Source organism: Sphaerisporangium siamense (assembly GCF_014205275.1).
GTDB classification, from domain to species: domain Bacteria; phylum Actinomycetota; class Actinomycetes; order Streptosporangiales; family Streptosporangiaceae; genus Sphaerisporangium; species Sphaerisporangium siamense.
In genome coordinates, this window is the sequence record NZ_JACHND010000001.1 from 8365687 (window position 1) to 8383255 (window position 17569).

Annotated in this window: 16 protein-coding genes; 7 read left to right on the forward strand and 9 right to left on the reverse strand. The window is 71.4% G+C overall.

Features of this window, described 5'->3' with window-relative positions; genetic code table 11:
• Positions 1-7: 7 nt before the first annotated feature.
• The 5 genes from BJ982_RS37595 to BJ982_RS37615 are packed head-to-tail and all read right to left on the reverse strand — an operon-like array spanning position 8 to position 5628.
• The gene (locus BJ982_RS37595; protein ID WP_184888085.1) at positions 8-985 is read right to left on the reverse strand and encodes a hypothetical protein; all 978 of its coding nucleotides are present in this window, start codon (positions 983-985) and stop codon (positions 8-10) included.
• A complete protein-coding gene (locus BJ982_RS37600) occupies positions 982-1905 on the reverse strand; it encodes an SCO2521 family protein (RefSeq protein WP_184888086.1) in 924 nt (307 codons plus the stop codon). Before BJ982_RS37600 ends, BJ982_RS37595 begins: the two co-directional genes overlap by 4 nt.
• Before the next feature lie 14 nt (positions 1906-1919).
• Complete coding sequence (locus tag BJ982_RS37605; RefSeq protein WP_184888089.1) at positions 1920-2876, reverse strand: SCO2522 family protein; 957 nt, start codon at positions 2874-2876, stop codon at positions 1920-1922.
• Positions 2873-3784 (reverse strand): SCO2523 family variant P-loop protein, encoded by a 912-nt coding sequence (locus BJ982_RS37610; RefSeq protein ID WP_184888091.1) that lies wholly within the window; start codon positions 3782-3784, stop codon positions 2873-2875. The genes BJ982_RS37605 and BJ982_RS37610 overlap by 4 nt, the downstream gene beginning before the upstream one ends.
• Positions 3784-5628, reverse strand: a complete 1845-nt coding sequence (locus tag BJ982_RS37615) for an SCO2524 family protein (protein WP_184888093.1) — start codon at positions 5626-5628, stop codon at positions 3784-3786. The genes BJ982_RS37610 and BJ982_RS37615 overlap by 1 nt, the downstream gene beginning before the upstream one ends.
• A gap of 243 nt (positions 5629-5871) precedes the next feature.
• On the opposite strand from BJ982_RS37615, the gene BJ982_RS37620 reads away from it, so the two are divergent.
• The gene (locus tag BJ982_RS37620; protein ID WP_184888095.1) at positions 5872-7008 is read left to right on the forward strand and encodes a 2-hydroxyacid dehydrogenase; all 1137 of its coding nucleotides are present in this window, start codon (positions 5872-5874) and stop codon (positions 7006-7008) included.
• Between the two features lie 86 nt (positions 7009-7094).
• The gene (locus tag BJ982_RS37625; protein WP_239123614.1) at positions 7095-8741 is read left to right on the forward strand and encodes a 5-guanidino-2-oxopentanoate decarboxylase; all 1647 of its coding nucleotides are present in this window, start codon (positions 7095-7097) and stop codon (positions 8739-8741) included.
• Between the two features lie 13 nt (positions 8742-8754).
• On the opposite strand, the gene BJ982_RS37630 is transcribed toward BJ982_RS37625, so the two are convergent.
• Positions 8755-9606, reverse strand: a complete 852-nt coding sequence (locus BJ982_RS37630; protein WP_184888097.1) for a bifunctional methylenetetrahydrofolate dehydrogenase/methenyltetrahydrofolate cyclohydrolase — start codon at positions 9604-9606, stop codon at positions 8755-8757.
• 486 nt (positions 9607-10092) lie between these two features.
• On the opposite strand from BJ982_RS37630, the gene BJ982_RS37635 reads away from it, so the two are divergent.
• Entirely contained in the window at positions 10093-11430 is a 1338-nt protein-coding gene (locus BJ982_RS37635; protein WP_184888098.1) for a NosD domain-containing protein, read from the forward strand.
• A 113-nt stretch (positions 11431-11543) separates the two neighbouring features.
• Here BJ982_RS37635 and purH read toward each other — a convergent pair whose 3' ends face one another.
• Positions 11544-13088 (reverse strand): bifunctional phosphoribosylaminoimidazolecarboxamide formyltransferase/IMP cyclohydrolase, encoded by a 1545-nt coding sequence (gene purH, locus BJ982_RS37640; RefSeq protein ID WP_184888100.1) that lies wholly within the window; start codon positions 13086-13088, stop codon positions 11544-11546.
• Positions 13089-13202: 114 nt separating this feature from the next.
• On the reverse strand, positions 13203-13826 hold the full coding sequence (purN, locus tag BJ982_RS37645; protein WP_184889950.1) for a phosphoribosylglycinamide formyltransferase: 624 nt from the start codon (positions 13824-13826) through the stop codon (positions 13203-13205).
• An 83-nt stretch (positions 13827-13909) separates the two neighbouring features.
• Here purN and BJ982_RS37650 point away from each other — a divergent pair, with 83 nt between their 5' ends.
• Positions 13910-14320, forward strand: coding sequence for a hypothetical protein (locus BJ982_RS37650; RefSeq protein WP_184888102.1), 411 nt, complete (start codon positions 13910-13912; stop codon positions 14318-14320).
• A gap of 144 nt (positions 14321-14464) precedes the next feature.
• Positions 14465-14761, forward strand: a complete 297-nt coding sequence (locus BJ982_RS37655; protein ID WP_184888104.1) for a UBP-type zinc finger domain-containing protein — start codon at positions 14465-14467, stop codon at positions 14759-14761.
• Between the two features lie 10 nt (positions 14762-14771).
• Here the strand turns inward: BJ982_RS37655 and BJ982_RS37660 are convergent, their stop codons facing one another.
• Positions 14772-16355 (reverse strand): cell division protein PerM, encoded by a 1584-nt coding sequence (locus tag BJ982_RS37660; RefSeq protein ID WP_184888106.1) that lies wholly within the window; start codon positions 16353-16355, stop codon positions 14772-14774.
• Between the two features lie 440 nt (positions 16356-16795).
• Here BJ982_RS37660 and BJ982_RS37665 point away from each other — a divergent pair, with 440 nt between their 5' ends.
• Together BJ982_RS37665 and BJ982_RS37670 are read left to right on the forward strand one after the other, a co-directional pair.
• Positions 16796-17104: a hypothetical protein gene (locus tag BJ982_RS37665; protein WP_184888108.1), complete on the forward strand. Its 309-nt coding sequence runs from the start codon at positions 16796-16798 to the stop codon at positions 17102-17104.
• A 15-nt stretch (positions 17105-17119) separates the two neighbouring features.
• The gene (locus BJ982_RS37670) at positions 17120-17380 is read left to right on the forward strand and encodes a hypothetical protein (RefSeq protein ID WP_184888110.1); all 261 of its coding nucleotides are present in this window, start codon (positions 17120-17122) and stop codon (positions 17378-17380) included.
• Positions 17381-17569: the final 189 nt, after the last annotated feature.

Here is a 17569-nt window from a genome sequence, read left to right on the forward strand (position 1 = left end):
GGCGGCGCTACGGCCGGGGCGAGGCGACCCGCCACAGGTCCTCGAAGCGCTCCATGCCTTCGCGCACCTTCTCCGGGCGCGCGTTGATGACGGTGCTGGCGATCGTCGGGGTGATGCCGGTGCGCTGCGGCGCGGGGTTGGACTCGTAGTAGACGGACCGGTCGAAGATGATGAAGTCGCACAGCGACCCGCCCAGCGCCATCGGGGTGTCCTCGTCGGTCAGCACGCGCACGTCGATGCCGACCTCCGTCTGGAGCTTCCACACGCGGCGGAACTGCTCGGAGTCCAGCCACTCGGAACGGTCCACGACGAAGATGCGGCGCGCCCGCACCCCGCGCAGTACGAGATCACGCTGGATCTTGATGTAGCGCTGCCCGAGGTCGGACACCCAGAAGCCGCCCGCGAACTCGGTGTCCCGGGCGTCCACGCTGCTCAGGCTGATCGCGTCCAGGCTGACCTGGGCCTTCAGTGCCAAGGCCAGCAGCCACTCCCGGTCCTCGCCCTCGTAGAAGGCCCTGCCGGTGTCGCCGAGCTCCTGCAGGAGCTTGGACAGGCGCTCGATCTCGTGGTGGACGAGGTTCCTCATCAGCTCGGGCAGGTCGTCGCCGATCTTGGTGGCGCAGCGGACGAACCGGGTGACCGCCTCGGTCCGCATCGCGGAGCTCTCCACCAGGCCGTATAGCTCGCCGGCCTCGTTGATCCTGGAGAAGCCCTCGGTGACGAGGCGGTGCGTGCTGCCGTGGTGGACGCGCTGCTCGTCACGGACGATGTCGAGCTGGACGTCCACGTCGATGAGGAACTGGACGACGAAGACCACGCCGCTGATGAATATCGCGAGCAGCATGCTCCAGACGTCCTCGTTCTCCCCATGGATGAACGCGTTCGTCACCAGATAGCTCGCGCCGCCGATCAGCCCGGTGATCAGCAGCTTGCGGACGATCTTCGGGACGACCATCGGGGAGGGTTTGCGGGGACCGTCGTTCATCGGCACCTCCGTCCTGCTTCCGCGGCCACGCGCAGAAGGGCCAGCGTGTTCACCGCCACCTGGTCACGGATGCGGTCGACGAGGGTCAGCCACTGGCGGGTGAACCCGGACCTGCGGTCGAGGCTGTCCCAGAAGGGGAGCAGAGCGGGATCGACGTGCGCGGCGGGCATCCACAGGTGGAGCAGGTGGTCGATGGCGGGGGCCAGCCGGGCCGCGGCGTCGGGCCTGACGCCGATGCCGGCCTTCTCCGCCATGCGCAGCACCGTGGTCAGCAGCCAGTCGTGCAGGGCCAGGTCCTCGCAGAGGCCGAGGACGGCCGGGGTGAACGGGCCGGCGTGGACCACGCGCAGGGTGCGCAGGCCGTCCCCGCGGACGGTGAAGCGGATCGCGGGCTCCCCTGTCTCCGCGACCCAGCGCACCCGGGTCCTCGCGGCCTTGAACGAGGCCCGCCGGTCGAACCCCGGGGACGACTGGACCAGGTCCACGAGGCGGGCGCCGATCGAGCCCAGGTCGAGGCCGTCCGGGTCCGGATCGCCGTCGAAGCCTTCGGCGACGTCACCGGCCTTGACCTTCCCGAGCACCTCGACGACGCCGGGGCGTGCCATGTAGTGCGACCACGGGAGCCTGCGGTCGGCGCCCCGCTCGACGCGGGTGTGCGCGGAGCCCTGCACGACACGGCCGCCCGTGATCGTGCCGCGGGCGACCACCGTGCCGACGCCGCGCACGCGCGCGCGTGACGCCGAGGGGAGCCCGCAGTCGACGCCGACCAGGCGATCCGGAGAGACGGCGTAGGCGATGGGACGCCGGGACACGCGCACGGGCTCGCCCGCCGTCAGCGCGAGCACGCTCGCGCACGCGTCGTCGTCGATCTCCCCGGAGTTCTGCAGCAGCGCGGTCCTGACCTCTCCCAGCACCAGCATCGGGTGTCCGTCCGCTAGCCGAAGACGTAGAAGACGCGGTCGACGAGCTCGTCCGCGAGCTCGACGCCCTCTTCCCCGCCGCGTTCCTTGAGCTGCCGCAGGACCTCGCCGTCCACGGCGACCTGGCTCAGGATCGTGCGCACGGCCAGCTCGACCGGCAGGAACCGGGGGGAGAGCACGGACATGGTGGTGTAGGCGGTGAACGGCGGAGCGTCGTCGCGCAGGCGGACGACGGCGGGCATGGCGTCCCAGTCGGCCGGCCAGGCGGGCGGACGCGGCGCCGGACGTACGGGCAGCGCGCCCTTGTCGCGCAGCGCCCCGAGGCGCAGGAGCTGCCAGACGGCGGCGAGGAACGGGCAGGACCAGACGCGGCCGGTCCCCTTCTCGTCCCACAGCTCCACGTCGACGAAGATGGAGTGGCCGCGCTTGGCGTTCTGCACCGGGGGCGCCCACGGCCGCTCCTTGCCCATGGCCTGCGCGCCCGCCCCGGACGGCGACCGCGCGCCGTTGCACAACCAGCCGGACTCCATGACCGGCGGGCGGGAGCCGTTGGTGCCGGGCGGCGGATCTCCGACGATGCGGTCGGCCACCAGCCGGGCGAGGTCGAGCCCGTCGGCGGTCGCGCAGCCGGACTCGCGCGCCAGGTAGTCGACGCGCAACCCGCACGTCTCGGCCACGTCCAGGACCATGGGGACCAGCGCGGCCGGAGTGCTGAAGCGGCTGAAGTAGTCGTCGATCAGGAAGCAGGTGCTGATCCTGGCGGACTGGGACCCCACGCGTCCCCGCCAGGCCGACCGGACGGCCTCCAGCCAGGGCGCGACCCGGCGGAACTGCGCCTCCAGCCGCTCGGGCCCGGCCTGGAAGTCCTCCATGTAGAGGTGTCCCAGCTCGACCGAGACATGGGACAAGGGCGCGGAGGAGACCCTGCGCTCGGCCGAGGTCTCCCCGAACGCCGCGTCGACGGACGTCACAACCCCTCCCAGGCGCTGTCGTCGATGATCTTCTTGGCGAGGTTCTCGAACGCCTCGGCGGTCTCGGCGTTGGCGATCTTGCTGGCCAGGACGTCCTCGTCGGTGATGAGCTGCTCACGCCACTGCAGGACGGGGTCGAGCGGCACCTTCCCCAGCATCGTCGTACGGCCGACGCCGTGCCGCCCCGCCAGCTCGCGCAGCTCGCCGTCACAGGCGCTCAGCCACGCCCGCTGCTCGTCGCGCAGGCCTTCGAGCTCGGCGGCGTCGGCCTCCAGGACGGCGGTCCTGACGAACCGGACGCGGTCGCGCAGGACGTCAGCGTCGTGGCCGTGCCGGGCGCCGACATCGAGGAGGCCGTCGGTGCCGGTGACGAGGCCGTCGGCGGCGATGATGTGCTGGCGCGTCCAGCGATGGAAGACCAGCCAGCGGAAGGGGATCCGCGTCCGGGAGGTCACCTTGAGGATCATCTCGGCGGTGAACGAGCGCCCGGCGCTCACGTCCACCATGCACAGGTCGTACTCCTCCTCCAGCAGGCCGAACAGCCGCCCGCACCTGCGCACCATCTCGTCGTCCACCGCGGACAGCTCGCCGCCGCCCTCGCTGCCGGGGTAGAGGATCATGCGCCCGGCGCCCGAGGGCTTGTTCCTGAGCCCCTCGCGGTCCGACTCCCCCCACACGTCGACGCGCCGCGGCTCGGCGGCCTCGCCGCGCAGGTACTCGTGCAGGCCGCCCGACCTGATGCCGCGGGCCACCGCGCCGACGCCGAAGATGGCGCCCGCCGTCGGCGAGCCGAAGTCGAAGTCCAGGTAGCAGACGTCGTTGCCCTGCAGGGCGTGGCGGTAGACGATGTTGGTCCCGGTGACCGACCGCCCGGTGCCGCCCTTGTCGGAGATCGCGAACACCAGCATCAGATGGCCTCCGACGCGCTGTCACGTGCGGTCGCCAGCCGTTCCAGGGCGAGCAGGGCGTCGTAGATCAGCGCCTGCGCCGTGGCGGGCTTGTCGCTGACGATGGCCCGCGCCCGCAGCAGGCCGGCCTGGATGCCGCGCAGCCTCGGCTGGATGGTCTGGCCGGCCACCAGCGGACGGCTCACCAGCTCCTGGTCCAGCAGGTGCTCGGCCTCGCCCAGCATCTGGTAGGCGAGCTCCACCAGGCCGGGACTGCGCGGCGGCGACTCCCCGCTGGACTTCGCCGCCGACACGAGGAACTCGACCACGCGCTCGGTGACGTACCAGAACGGCTCGTCGTGGCGGGCCTGGATGTCGGAGAAGACGTTGCCGGGCTGGTCCCACAGCCCGCGCGCCGCGCCGTCGGTGCACCGGCGCAGCGCCACGTGCTGCCAGATGCTTTCCGCGAGGCGGAGCAGCCGTTCACGGACGGCGGTGTGCTGGGCGACCGACGCGGCCCAGATCGTGCGTTTCAGCAGGGTGATCGAGAAGTCGGAGACCATCCAGACCAGGCTCGGCCCGAGCGCGTCCGAGCCGTGCAGGTTGGCCACGACCCCGGGATAGTGCATGCGCACGGCGGGATCGCCCGGGACGGCGCGCCGGGTGATCTTCGACCGCATGGCGAGCTCTTCCAGCACCCCGGCGACGCGGCCGAGGTCGACGTCGGAGGCCCGGCTGCCGACGTCGTTCACCAGGCTCTGCACCACGATGGCGGACACCAGGAGGCTGTAGTAGTCCGATTCCTTCTCGTCGGTCGTCCTCCAGGGGATGTCCTCCAAAGGCCAGGTGCCGCGGCCGAACATGGCGATCGTGCGCCAGTAGAGGCGGGTCAGGTCCCAGCGGCGCTGGATGTACTGGGCGAGGGTGAGCTGGTCGTCGTTCAGCAGGCCGAGGGTACGGGTGCGCTGGGAGAACAGGTCGGCGATGCCGACGAGGGCGTTCACCGTGAAGTACAGGCGCGGGGCGTCGATGGCGACACCCTTGGGCTGGGGGCCGATGTTGAGCGGGGTCGGGATGTCCGGCGCGTCCTTGACGATGCCCCAGGACCACCCGCACTCGAACAGCAGGTTCTCGTTGTCCAGGTCCACCTGGCTGCCGGAGCCGATGGTGAGGTCGCGCAGGCCCGCGCGGACCGGCTCCAGTTCGCGGCGCAGCTCTTCCAGCGCGCGGCGGGTGGGCGCCTCGGTCTGGTTGGCGGTCCTGAGCAGCGCGCGCCCCGCCGTCGAGTTCGGGTCGAAGGCGTTGACCGTGAAGCTGCGCAGCAGTCCCACCATGGCGGCCGACAGCCGCTTGCTGGCCTCCTTCTCGATCGTCGCGATCTCGGCGAGGATCGCCTCCCTGCGCACGCTCTGCCGGAAGACCTTGAGGAAGCCGAGCGTGCCGAGCATGAGGGTGACGGACATGGAGAACGAGTCCACCACGTCAAGCTGGAGCTGGTCGGGGGTGATCTCGGCGTTCTCGTCCGCGGTGCGGAAGTAGCTTCCCCCGGAGAAGATCGGCCGGCCGTCCTCGGCGGTGTAGGTGCGGATGTACTCGCCGACCACCTTCAGCAGCAGTTTGGGAATCTCGACGGCGTCCCCGAAATCGGACAACGCGGTGAGGACATCGTCCGCGGTCTGATTCGGCGTGTCGAGCCGGAAACCGGGAAGTTCCGCCGCCGGATATACGAAGCACAGCAACTGTTCCGCGTCGGAAATGGAGTTCGACCCACCGCGCCCGCTCCACGCCCACGTGCCGCCGCGGTACGACGTGCGGGCGGCGGCCTCCCAGAGTTCCAGAAGCTGCTGGCGGGGCTGCAGTCTCATGTGCACCCTCTCCGTACTAGAGGCATGTACACGTAGTCGGGTGAAGGTGTGGCACCCCTATCGGCCCACTCTTGAGTTCCGCTTTAAACTTAGATGAAGACGGAACCACCAAGACCCTTATACCATTAGAATCCAACCTCGTCGCCAGGACCACGAGGAGATTTCGCCCCCCGCACATTTACCTGTGGCACCGAGAGGTACGACGAAACGGACATTTAGCGCCTAAGGCCGAGAGGCTGAACCATGCCCCAAGAAGCGGCGCCCACGGACGACCGTCCCGCGGCCCGGCACATGCCCGCAGACGGACGCGCGCTCGGGGGCGACAAGGTCCTGGTCACCGGCTCGGGCGTCGACATGAGGCTCCTGGAGCCGCTCCGGCGGCGTGGCCTGGAGCCGTGGCGGCCGGACCGGCACCTCTCGGAGCGCGAGCTCGCACGGGAGCTCAGGGGCGTGGTGGCCTATCTGCACGGCGGCGAGGAGCGCGCCACCGAGACCGCCCTGAGGAGCGCCGAAGGCACGCTGCGGGTGGTGGCGTTCCTCGGCGTGGGCTACGAGAACTTCGTCGACGTGGCCGCCGCGAACGATCTCGGCATCGTCGTGACCAACACGCCCGGCGCCGCCACCACCTCGGTCGCCACCTTCGCGATCGGCCAGATCGTCAACGCCAACTGGCGTATCACCCGCCACCTGGGCAGCCTGGTGCCCGACTGGGCCGACGGCGAGGAACTGCCGTACGAGCTCGGCGCACGGAAGATCGGCATCGTCGGCCTGGGGTCGATCGGCACGCGCATCGCGCATATCCTCAAACACGCTTTCGGCGCGAATCTCGCGTATTTCAGCCGCACCAGAAAGCAGCACCTCGAAGCATCTCTGGACATGCCGTATAAGCCTCTTCACGAGCTGGCGGAGTTCAGCGACATCCTGGTGGTCATGGTGCCGGGCACCGGCAAGACCATCTCGATGATCGATTCATCGGTGATCAGCCGGCTCGGCCAGGGCTCCGTATTGGTGAACATCGCGCGCCCGGCCATCGTGGACGCGGAGGCCCTGTACAACGGCATGAAAGAAGATCGCATCGCGGTCGCGGTCTTCGACGGCTTCTACGGCGGCGACTCCGATTTCGGCCTGCGGATTCGCGAGGACTTCCCGGACCGGCTCCTGGTCACCGGCCATATCGCCTCGCACACGCGCCAGGCCATGGATCGAATGGTGCGTCAGGCGGTCAAATCCATTGAGAACGTGCTCGATCACGGCGTGGACGAACACGCGGTCGGCACGTTCACGGATCCGGAACCGTATGCGGAACCGTATCGGAAAGTCGCGGGCCCGCACCGGCTTACTTCGGACACACCACAAAAGGCGGGGTGCGGCACGCACTAATATCCGGAACGGGAAAGGCGTGTGGCGATAACGGGAACGATGCCCGTACCCTACGAGAAATTTTCCCGAGCCCATGGATGTGACGCGTGGCGGCTGACGAATCGATCCCGACGGCGGGAGGAAAAGGGCTAACGGGAGCGGGGGCGCTCGTCGCCGGGCTCCGGTCGCACGGCGTCGACACGGTGTTCGGGATCCCGGGGCTGCACAACCTCGCCGTCTACGCGGAGCTGGACCGCGCGGGGATCCGCTGTGTGACGCCCCGCCACGAGCAGGGCGCCGGGTACGCCGCCGACGGGTACGCGCGGGTCACCGGCCGGCCCGGGATCGTCCTCACCACGACCGGGCCGGGGGTCACGAACGCGGCCACCGCGCTCGGCGAGGCGTACTCCGACTCCTCGCCCGTGCTGCTGATCTCGCCGGGCGTCCCCACCGACCATCCGCGCGGCGGGCGCGGGTACCTGCACGAGAGCAAGGACCAGTCGCGGGCCATCGAGGCCCTGTGCGCGTGGAGCCACCGCGTGACCTCCGTGCGCGAGATCCCGGCGGCCGTGGCCCGCGCGTTCGCGGCGTTCACCGAAGGACGGCCGCGGCCGGTGCACATCGAGATCCCCGCCGATCTGCTGGACTCCAGGACCGAGGTGCACGTCGCCCCGCCGTACCGGGTCATGCCGCGCGTGCCGGACCCGGCCGCGCTGCACAGGGCCGCCGAGCTGCTGAGCCGGGCGCGCCGGCCGGCGTTCGTCCTCGGCGGCGGCACCCACCGGCCCGCCGAGGACCCGAGGCCGCCGGGCGAGCCGATCATGCGGCTCGCCGAGCGGGTCGGCGCCCGCGTGGTCACCACCGCCAGTGGCAAGGGCGTGGTGCCGGAGAGCCATCCGCTCTGCCTGGGCGCGACCCTGCACCTGGAGACGGTGCGCCGCTGGCTCGCCACCTGCGACGTCGTGCTCGCCATCGGCACCGAGCTCGGCCCCGCGGACCTGTGGGAGGAACACTTCGCCCTCACCGGCACGCTGATCCGCGTGGACGTGGACCCCGCCCAGATGTACGGCGACCACGTGGCCGACGTGGCGATCGTGGCCGACGCCGCGCTCGCCGTCCAGGGGCTCGGCGAGCAGCTCCGTGACGTCGCGGGCCCGGTGCCACGGGAACGGCCGGGGTGCGACTACCGCGCCGAGCTGGAGACGCTGACCGGGCGCTGGATCGAATACCTGCGCGCGCTCGGCCGGGCGCTGCCCGGGGACGCGATCATCGTCGGCGACAACTCGATGGTCGTCTACCACGGCGCCCTGGTCGGCATGGTCATCGACCCGCCGGGGCGGTTCCTGTTCCCCGCCGGGTTCGGCACGCTCGGCTTCGCGCTGCCCGCGGGGATCGGTGCGAAGCTCGGACGGCCGGACCGGCCCGTCGCGGTGCTGGCCGGCGACGGGGCGCTGCAGTTCAGCCTCCAGGAGCTGGCGATGGCCGTGGAGCTGCGCCTGAGCCTGCCCGTGGTCGTCGCGCTGAACGGGGGGTTCGGCGAGATCAGGGAGGAGATGGTGCGCAAGGGCATGAGCCCGGTGGCCGTCGACCTGCACGGCCCGGACTTCCCCGCGCTCGCCGAGGCGTACGGCGCGCACGGCCGCGCGGTGAAGTCGCCCGAGGGGCTGCGCGAGGCCGTGGAGGAGGCCCTGCGGACCCCCGTCCCCACCGTGATCACCTTCACCGAGCCGTGCGGCGGCGACGGCCCCGCGTGACCGGGGAGGACGGTCAGCGGGCGCGGCGTTCCGCGGACTCGACGACGTTGGTGAGGAGCATCGCGCGGGTCATCGGGCCCACGCCCCCGGGGTTCGGCGAGAAGAACCCCGCGACCTCCTTGACCTCCAGGGCCACGTCGCCGGCGAGCTTGCCGTCGAGGCGCGAGACCCCGACGTCCAGGACGGCCGCGCCGGGCTTGACCATGTCGCGCGTGATCAGGCCGGGCACCCCGGCGGCGGCCACGACGATGTCGGCCCCGCGCACGTGGGCGGCGAGGTCCTGCGTGCCGGTGTGGCAGAGGGTGACGGTGGCGTTCTCGGTGCGCCGGGTGAGCAGCAGGCCGAGCGGCCGGCCGACGGTGATGCCGCGGCCGATGACGGCGACCTCGGCGCCCTTGATCGGCACGCCGTACTCCTGCAGCAGGGCCACGATGCCGCGCGGGGTGCAGGGCAGCGGGGCGTCGACCATGTGGACCAGACGGCCCAGGTTCACCGGGTGCAGGCCGTCGGCGTCCTTGGACGGCTCCATGCGCTCGATCAGCGCCTGGGCGTCGAGGTGGCGGGGCAGCGGGAGCTGGACGATGTAGCCCGTGCAGGCGGGGTCGGCGTTGAGCTCGTCGATCGCGGCCTCGACCTCGGCCTGCGTGGCGGTCTCGGGGAGGTCCTTGCGGATCGAGGCGATGCCGACCTCGGCGCAGTCGCGGTGCTTGCCGGCGACGTAGATCTGGCTGCCGGGGTCGTCCCCGACGAGGACCGTGCCGAGACCGGGCGTGACACCCTCGGCGGTCAGCCGGGCGACGCGCCGCGCGAGGTCGGACTTGATCTTGGCCGCGGTGGCCTTGCCATCGAGAATCTGCGCGCTCACAACTCGCCATCCTTCCATGCCGCCCGCGCCGGCCACGCGCCGACCGGTCCGGTCGGGCGGAGGGTTCTCCCGGGCCGCTCACCCGCTCGACGGCGGGGAGGATTTCTCGCGCCCGGCGCCGGTACGGCCCCGCCGCGGGACGGCTCCCCGCGTGGCGGGCGAACCATCATACGTGGCGATCGGCGGATGTGAAGGCGTGCGCGACGTCGCAAACAGGCGGCCGAAGTCTCTCGTCAATCTCAGATCACTTAGTTCATAATAGCCGCGTTGTCCCTCATATCCGGAGGAACTCCTCGTCAGCATAACGACACGCTTATCCGATTCGGCTGACCACAATCTTCGTGGCCATAAGCCCGTTACGGCGGATGCGTGTCCATTGAGCGATCTCGCGATTCCTTCGTCCGATCGATCGGGGGGGCCGGTTATGGAACGTGCCATCACCGGCTTCCCTTTCGAGGCCCATCAACGGCACAGGAAAGGACAAAAGTGCTGCCACACCAGAAGAGGCGGGCGAGAGATCTCCCTTGGCCTGCAGCGTGGTCGGCGGGGTGGTCGGCGGGGTGGCGCAGAGCGGGTTCGGCCGTCTTCCTGCTCGCCGCGCTGCTCGGTACGGCACTCGGGCAGATCCCCGCGAGCGCGGCCACCTTGAGCGGGGGCGCCGCCATCGCGCCGCCCGGCCCGGTCGCCGACCCCGCGCCGCCGTTCTCCCTGTCGGAGATCACCATCACCCCCAGACCGTCCCTCTTCGCCCCTCCGCCGACCGGGTTCGGCTGCGGGAAGCTGCTGCTCGCCAGCGTCACCCTGACCGAGGACCTCACCTGCGAGGGCGACGGCCCGATCATCGGCGCGGCCAACGTCACGATCAACCTCAACGGGCACACGATCTCCGGGTCGGGCACGGGATACGGCGTCAGCGTCGGCAACGCCACCACCGGCTACTGGCCGGGCGCCGTCATCCGCAACGGCACGATCGACGGCTTCGCCGTCGCGGTGTACCTGGAGCGCTCGACCGGCGCGCGGCTCGTGAACGTGACCAACTCCGGAGGCCGCGTCCAGGCGCTGCTCGGGTCGAGCCTCGCGATCAGCGGCTCGCGGGGCAGGTGCGTCATCGAAGGCCTGTACATCCAGGATTCCGCGCTGACCGTCGACCACTGCACGATTCACGGCGACAACGGCCTGAACCGGGGCAACGGATTCTCTTTCACGTCGAGCCGGTTCACCGGCGGGGGCCTCAGCATCGGCCAGTCGGACAACGGCGTCATCACCCGCAGCGTTCTCGACGACTGGTCCCTGTCCGTCTACGCCGAGAGCCGCGGCAACAGAATCCACGACAACGTGTTCAAGAACTCCGAGACCGCGCTGTGGCTCGGTGACACGTCGGTGCCGACCGTGGTCGAGAACAATGCGTTCAGGGACAACTCCGTCGCCATCGAGGGATACAACTTCAGCGGCATCGTGAAGAACAACGAATTCGTCCGCAACGCGACGGCCGGCATCTATCTGCGTAACGCCCAGGGAGTGGTGGGCCAGATCTCCGGCAACACCTTCGCGCGAAACGGCCGGGCCCCCAGCGGGCGCACGGACCCGGACGGCAACCCGGTGCGGGGGGACATCCACATCGGCTGGAAGGACGACCCCAAGCCGATCACCGTGAGCGGCAACACCGGCAAGAGGACCACCGGGTGGTTCATCTGGGCCCCGCACGACTCCGTGACCGACGGAGGCGGCAACCACGGCGCCCCCTGCGGCCCGCCGCCCTACGAACAGCACACCCCCGGCGGGGGGCCCACGGTCGTCATCGACCCGGCGGTGACCTGTAGCTGATCCGGCATCGGCGGCAGGGCACTTCGCCTCCGGGCGTCCTTCCCGGCGCCCGGCGGCGGAACAGGAACGCGTCCGGCGGCCGGGCGCGGCGTGCGCGCCCGGCCGCCGCGTGGTCAGTGGAAGAAGTGGCGTGTGCCGGTGAAGTACAAGGTGATGCCGGCCTTGGTGGCGGCCTCGATCACCTCTTCGTCGCGGATCGACCCGCCCGGCTCGACCACGGCCTTCACCCCGGCGTCGATGAGCACCTGAAGGCCGTCGGGGAACGGGAAGTAGGCGTCCGAGGCGCCCACCGCGCCCGCGGCCCGCTCCCCCGCCCGGGACACGGCCAGGCGCGCGGAGTCGACCCGGTTGACCTGGCCCATGCCGACCCCGACCGTCGCGCCGTCCGCGGCGAGCAGGATCGCGTTGGACTTCACCGACCGGCAGGACTTCCACGCGAAGGCCAGGTCGGCCAGCACCTCGGGCGACGCCGGAGCGCCGGCCTTCAGCTCCCAGGTGGCGGGGTCGTCGCCGGGGGCGTTCACGCGGTCGACCGTCTGGACGAGCAGCCCGCCGTCGACGCGGCGGAACTCGGCGGTGTTGGACGGCCCGGACGGGCAGCGCAGCAGCCGGATGTTCTTCTTGGTCGTCAGTACCGCCAGGGCCTCCTGGCTGAACTCGGGAGCGACCACGACCTCGGTGAAGATCGGCGCGATCTGCTCGGCGAGCGCGCCGGTGACCTCGCGGTTGACGGCGATCACCCCGCCGTACGCCGACAGCGGGTCACAGTCGTGCGCCTTGCGGTGCGCCTCGACGACGTCGGCGCCGACGGCCAGCCCGCAGGGGTTGGCGTGCTTGATGACCGCGACGGCCGGCTCGGGGAAGTCCCACACCGCGCGCCAGGCGGCGTCGGCGTCCAGGTAGTTGTTGTAGGACATCTCCTTGCCGTGCAACTGCTCGGCGTTCGCCAGGCCGTCCTCCGAGCCCGAGTACAGCGCGGCCCCCTGGTGCGGGTTCTCGCCGTAGCGCAGGACGGCGCGCCGCTGCCAGGCCGCGCCCATGAACGTGGGCCAGCCCTCGTCCTCGGGGGCGTAGACGTCGCCGAACCACGAGGCGACGGCGGTGTCGTAGGCGGCGGTGTGGGCGTACGCCCGGGCGGCGAGGCGGCGGCGCTGCGGCTCGGTGAAACCGCCCTCCTCGATCGCCCGCAGCACGTCGCCGTACCCGCGCGGGTCCACGACGACCGCGACCGTGCCGTGGTTCTTGGCCGCCGCGCGGATCATCGCGGGCCCGCCGATGTCGATCTGCTCGACGCACTCCTCGGGCGAGGCGCCGGAGGCCACCGTCTGCTGGAACGGGTACAGGTTGACCACGACAAGCTGGAACGGCTCGATCTCCAGCTCTTCGAGCTGCTTGACGTGAGAGGGGTTGTTCCCGTCGGCCAGCAGGCCGGCGTGAACCCGCGGGTGCAGGGTCTTGACCCGGCCGCCCAGGCACTCGGGGAAGCCGGTCAGCGACTCGACCGGGGTGACCGGCACGCCGAAGGACGCGATCTTCGAGGCCGTGCCGCCCGTGGACACGATCTCGACGCCGGCGGCGTCCAGCGCCCGGACCAGCTCCTCCAGCCCGGACTTGTCATATACGGTGATCAGCGCGCGCCGGATGGCGATGCGGGTCACTTCGTGCTCCTCCCTGTGTCCGGGCGGCCCGGCGCACCGGGCGGCCCGGAGGTTGCCACTGGCGGGACGTCACGCGCCGGGGCCTCCCGGGTCGCGCCCCTCCCCGCCCTCCCACTACTGTCCGCCGTCGCCCGCCGGTACGCCAAGGCGGACGTGACGACCGGTGAGCGTCCAGCCGTGCCTGGCCATGCGGCCGACGACGTCGACGAGCAGGCGGCGCTCGACGACCTTGATGCGCTCGTGGAGGGACCGCTCGTCGTCCCCATCCTCCACGGTCACGGGCTCCTGCGCGATCACCGGGCCGGTGTCCACGCCCGCGTCCACCAGATGCACCGTGCAGCCGGTGACGCGCACCCCGTACGCCAGTGCCTGCGGCACCGCGTGGGCGCCGGGGAACGCGGGCAGCAGGGCCGGGTGGGTGTTGACGACGGTGAACGCCCGGAGCACGCGCGGGCCGAGGATCTTCATGAACCCGGCGGACACCACCAGATCGGGCCGGTGCTCGGCGATGCGCGCGCACAGGGCCTCGTCCCAGTCCTCCCGGGTCGGGTGGTCGGCCACCTTGACTACGAAGGTGGGCAGGCCCGCACGACGCGCGCGGGCCAGGCCCTCGATGTCGTCGCGGTCGGCGCCGACCGCGACGACGCGGGCGCCATAGCCTTCGTCAGCGGCGGCGTCCATGATGGCCTGTAGGTTGGTCCCTGAACCGGAGACGAGGACCACGAGCCGAGCCGACAGGGCTGCACTCCTTCGGGGCGACGTTGACGGGTACGGCAGTCAGCGTATCGGCCCGCCACGCTCTCCAACGCAGAGGAGGTCAGGTGCTTCACCAACCCGCGGACACCTCGGGGGTCGAGATCGGGCGCCGGGCGCTGCTGCTGTCCATCGGCGCGCTGGCGTTGACGCTCATGTTCCCGGTGCTGGGCCTGGCTCTGGGCGTCTTCTCGATCGTCGTCAGCGTGCGCGGCTGGCAGGCGCTGGCGCGCAAGAAGAGGTCCGTGCTGATGCCCGTGCTCGGGTCGCTGATCTCGTCGGCGTCGATCGTGCTGGCCGCCCTGATGGCCTGGTTCCAGACGTATTTCGGCAACGAGCTGAGCGCCTACACCGAGTGCATGAAGGGCGCCGGCACCACCACCGCCCAGCAGATCTGCGCCACCCAGCTCCAGCGTGACATGGAGCGCAGGCTCCCCTTCCTGCCGGAAGGCAGCCTGCGGTTCTCCCTGCCCTCGTGAGCCGGACCCCCTGATCCGGCGGCGTCCCGGGTACACCGCACGTAGACCTGACCTGGTGCGGGCGAGATCCGGTCGTGCCGGTCCCAGGGAGCCGGGAGGCCGGTACAGTGCGGTGGCGGTGCCGTTCCCAACCGAGGAGAAGCCGTGAGCGTCTGCACACACCTCGAACTGCTGCGCGACGTCGAGCCGCGCACCGACCTCGGCTGCGAGGACTGCCTGGCCAGCGGGGGCCGCTGGGTCCACCTGCGGACCTGCCTCACCTGCGGTCACGTCGGCTGCTGCGACTCCTCGCCGAACCGCCACGCCTCCCGGCACGCCGCCGGAGTGGGCCACCCCATCGCCGAGTCCTTCGAGCCCGGCGAGGACTGGGCGTGGTGCTTCGCCGACCAGGTGCTCTTCGAGCCCTCCCCCAGCGGCAAGGGCATCCGCGCGCACGTGTAGGACCGCCCGGCTAGGCGTCGCGGTCCCAGGCGTAGGGGTCCACGTAGATGACGTGGCCGCCGCGGTCGTCCGACTCGTCGACGATGTCACGGCGCTGGGTCCTGCCGGCGGCGGGTGTGGTGGTGGCGCCGTGCTCGTCGGTCCAGTCGGCGCGGATGGCCGGGATGGGCGCGGTGTCGGCCTCGGTGGCGTCCATCCAGTGGCCGGACGGCTCGGGCGCGGCCGGTCTGACGCGGCTCGCCACGCTCGCCACCTTGGCGATCACCTCGCCCGCCTTGCGGACGGGCACGGGTTCAAGGCCGCGGTGGTAGGTCAGCCACCAGTTGGTCAGCCCGGCCGAGATGCCGGACGCCACGCCGACCTCCAGCGTGGCCGACAGCGCGACCTCCCAGGCGGACGGCCCGACGGCGGACAGGCGCGCACCGCCGAGCGGGCCGCCGGCGAGGGCCGCGAGCAGCCCCGCCGACAGGCCCGTGGCCAGACCGCAGGCGAACCCCCACAACGGGGCCGACTCCAGCTGGGGGGTCGGGGCGATGCGCGCCATGACGACCCCGGCGACCGCGCCCGCGAGGAACGGCACCGCGAGCACACTCATCGTCCACGGGGAGGTGACCCCGGAGCCGGGGAGCGCGCCGAGGACCGGCAGGGCGGGCACGTCGCCGAGCTGCACGCCCGTGGGCGCGACCAGGGTGCCCGTGCCGAGCGCGAACCCCGGGCCGCTGAGGTAGGCCATGCCCCAGATGACGAAGTTGAACAGGTAGAGCACCTGCACCAGCAGCAGGAGCAGGCCGCCGACGAAGCCCGGCGCCAGCAGGGACGACAGCCGCTGGACCTCGCCGAAGTTGAGGACTACCGCCGCCAGCGCCAGCACGAGCCCGGCGGCCAGCATCGTGGACAGGGCGACGGCCGTGCCGGCCACCACCGACCGCGCGCGCACGGGGAGCAGCCGCAGCATCGACCGCCATGGCCCGATGGTGCGCGCGGTGGCCAGCGACCCGGCCAGGAAGGCCAGCAGGAAGTGGCTGAGCAGCGCCTCGCCGACGAACGGCTGGGTCACGTTGTTGTGGGCCACCAGAGCGATCACGCCCGCCAGCAGCGCGTACGGCGCGGCCAGTGAGATGCCCGCCTGGGCGATGAGCAGGAGCTGCGCGCGGCGGCGCGCGTTGGACAGGTCCTTGGCGCTGCCCTTGGGCAGACGGGCCGGCAGGCGCAGCCGCAGGTCGGCGTCGCGGGCCATCCACAGGGCGGCGCGGTAGAGCAGGACCGCGGGCAGGAGCATCAGGCCGAGCGGGAGCAGGCCGATCCGTCCGCCGGGGATCGCGAAGCCGGCGTGGTGCGCGGCGAGCCAGACCTGGCAGGCGGCGCGGAAGACGCCGGGGAGTCCCTGCCCGAAGGCGCCGCGCGGGGCGGCGATCCACCCGATGAGGGTGAGGGTGGTCAGAACGGCGAGGCCGGCGCCGAGGGTGGAGGCGGCGGCGAGCATGCCGGAGACGGGCAACGGGCGGCGCGTCTCGTCGTCGTCGCCCCCGCTCCCGGGGATACGCCCGAGTACGGCGCGGGGAGCCGCCCGGAGCTGGTCGAAGAGGGCCGTCACAGTAGTCGATGCTCTCAGGCCGGACGGTGCGGGCGAACGTAGGCACCCCGCGTGTCGCCCCGTTTGTCCCCTGGACGCCCGGTGCCCGCGTGCTCTTGGCCCCCCGATGGCCAGGCGTCCCGGCACCGAGATATCCGTTCGAGGCGAAATGTCGATGTTTTTTCGCGGGAGTCGCGGTCTTTTCCTCGGGGACCAGATACGGGCGGATGTCCGCATCCTGCAACGTGCCGTTTCCCGGTCGGGCGCGGGGGCAGCCGGGGCGCGGCTGACCTGGGACGACACGTGATTGCGCGCCGGTGCGCGACAGTCCTGGGACGGCTGACAGGAAACGGTCACGGCCGTGCAACTTGCTGCCGCGCCCTCGTCTGTCACGGGGCAGGTGAATCCCGCAAAGTTGTGAGTGAGAGAACGGACGTACCGTGAAGGAAGCGAGAAAGAGAATGTCGAGCATCACCGCCCACCCGAACTCCGGTCTGGTCTCCCGGATTTCCACCGCGGTCGTCTCGGCCGCCGTCGCGCTCGGAATCGCCGCCGCCGGGTACACCGCCCTGAACTCCGGCACCACCTGGGACTCCCGCGCGCACGTCGCGGCCCTCGGCACCACCTGGGACACCCCGCCCGCGGACGACGACGGCACCACCTGGGACGTCACCCCGGCCGGGACGACCTGGGACAGCGCGCCCGCCCACGGCTCCGGCACCACCTGGGACTCCGCGCCCGCGCGCACCAACGGCACGACCTGGGACTGAGAAAAGCCGGGCGAAATGCAGGCCGAGATCAGACTGCACCGCACGAATCCGCCGGGCACCGGCAATTCACAGATGGACGCGATAAGAATACTGGGCCTGCTGCCGCGGGAATGGACGCGGCATCTCAGTCAGGCCGACGGGGACATGGTCCTCCGCGTGGACACGGCGGACGAGACGACCCCAGCGCAGATCCTGGCCGCCGCAGCCGCCGCTCTCGCCGACCCGGCCGTCGCCCACTGGCGATTGAGCGCCTGTGAGCCCCTCGCCTCCCTCTGAGTCTCTAGAAGCACTCCCCGCCTCCAGGAGCCCGTCCGCCGGCCCCGCGGGCCGGCGAACCTCCCCGCCTCGGACTTCCCTGCCAGGCACGTCCCCGCACCCCCTGCCGTCCCGGTGCGCCGTCGCGGCCGATCGGCTGCGGGAACGCGGAAGCGCCCGGCGGGTGGCCGGGCGCTTCCGAGGTGGTCA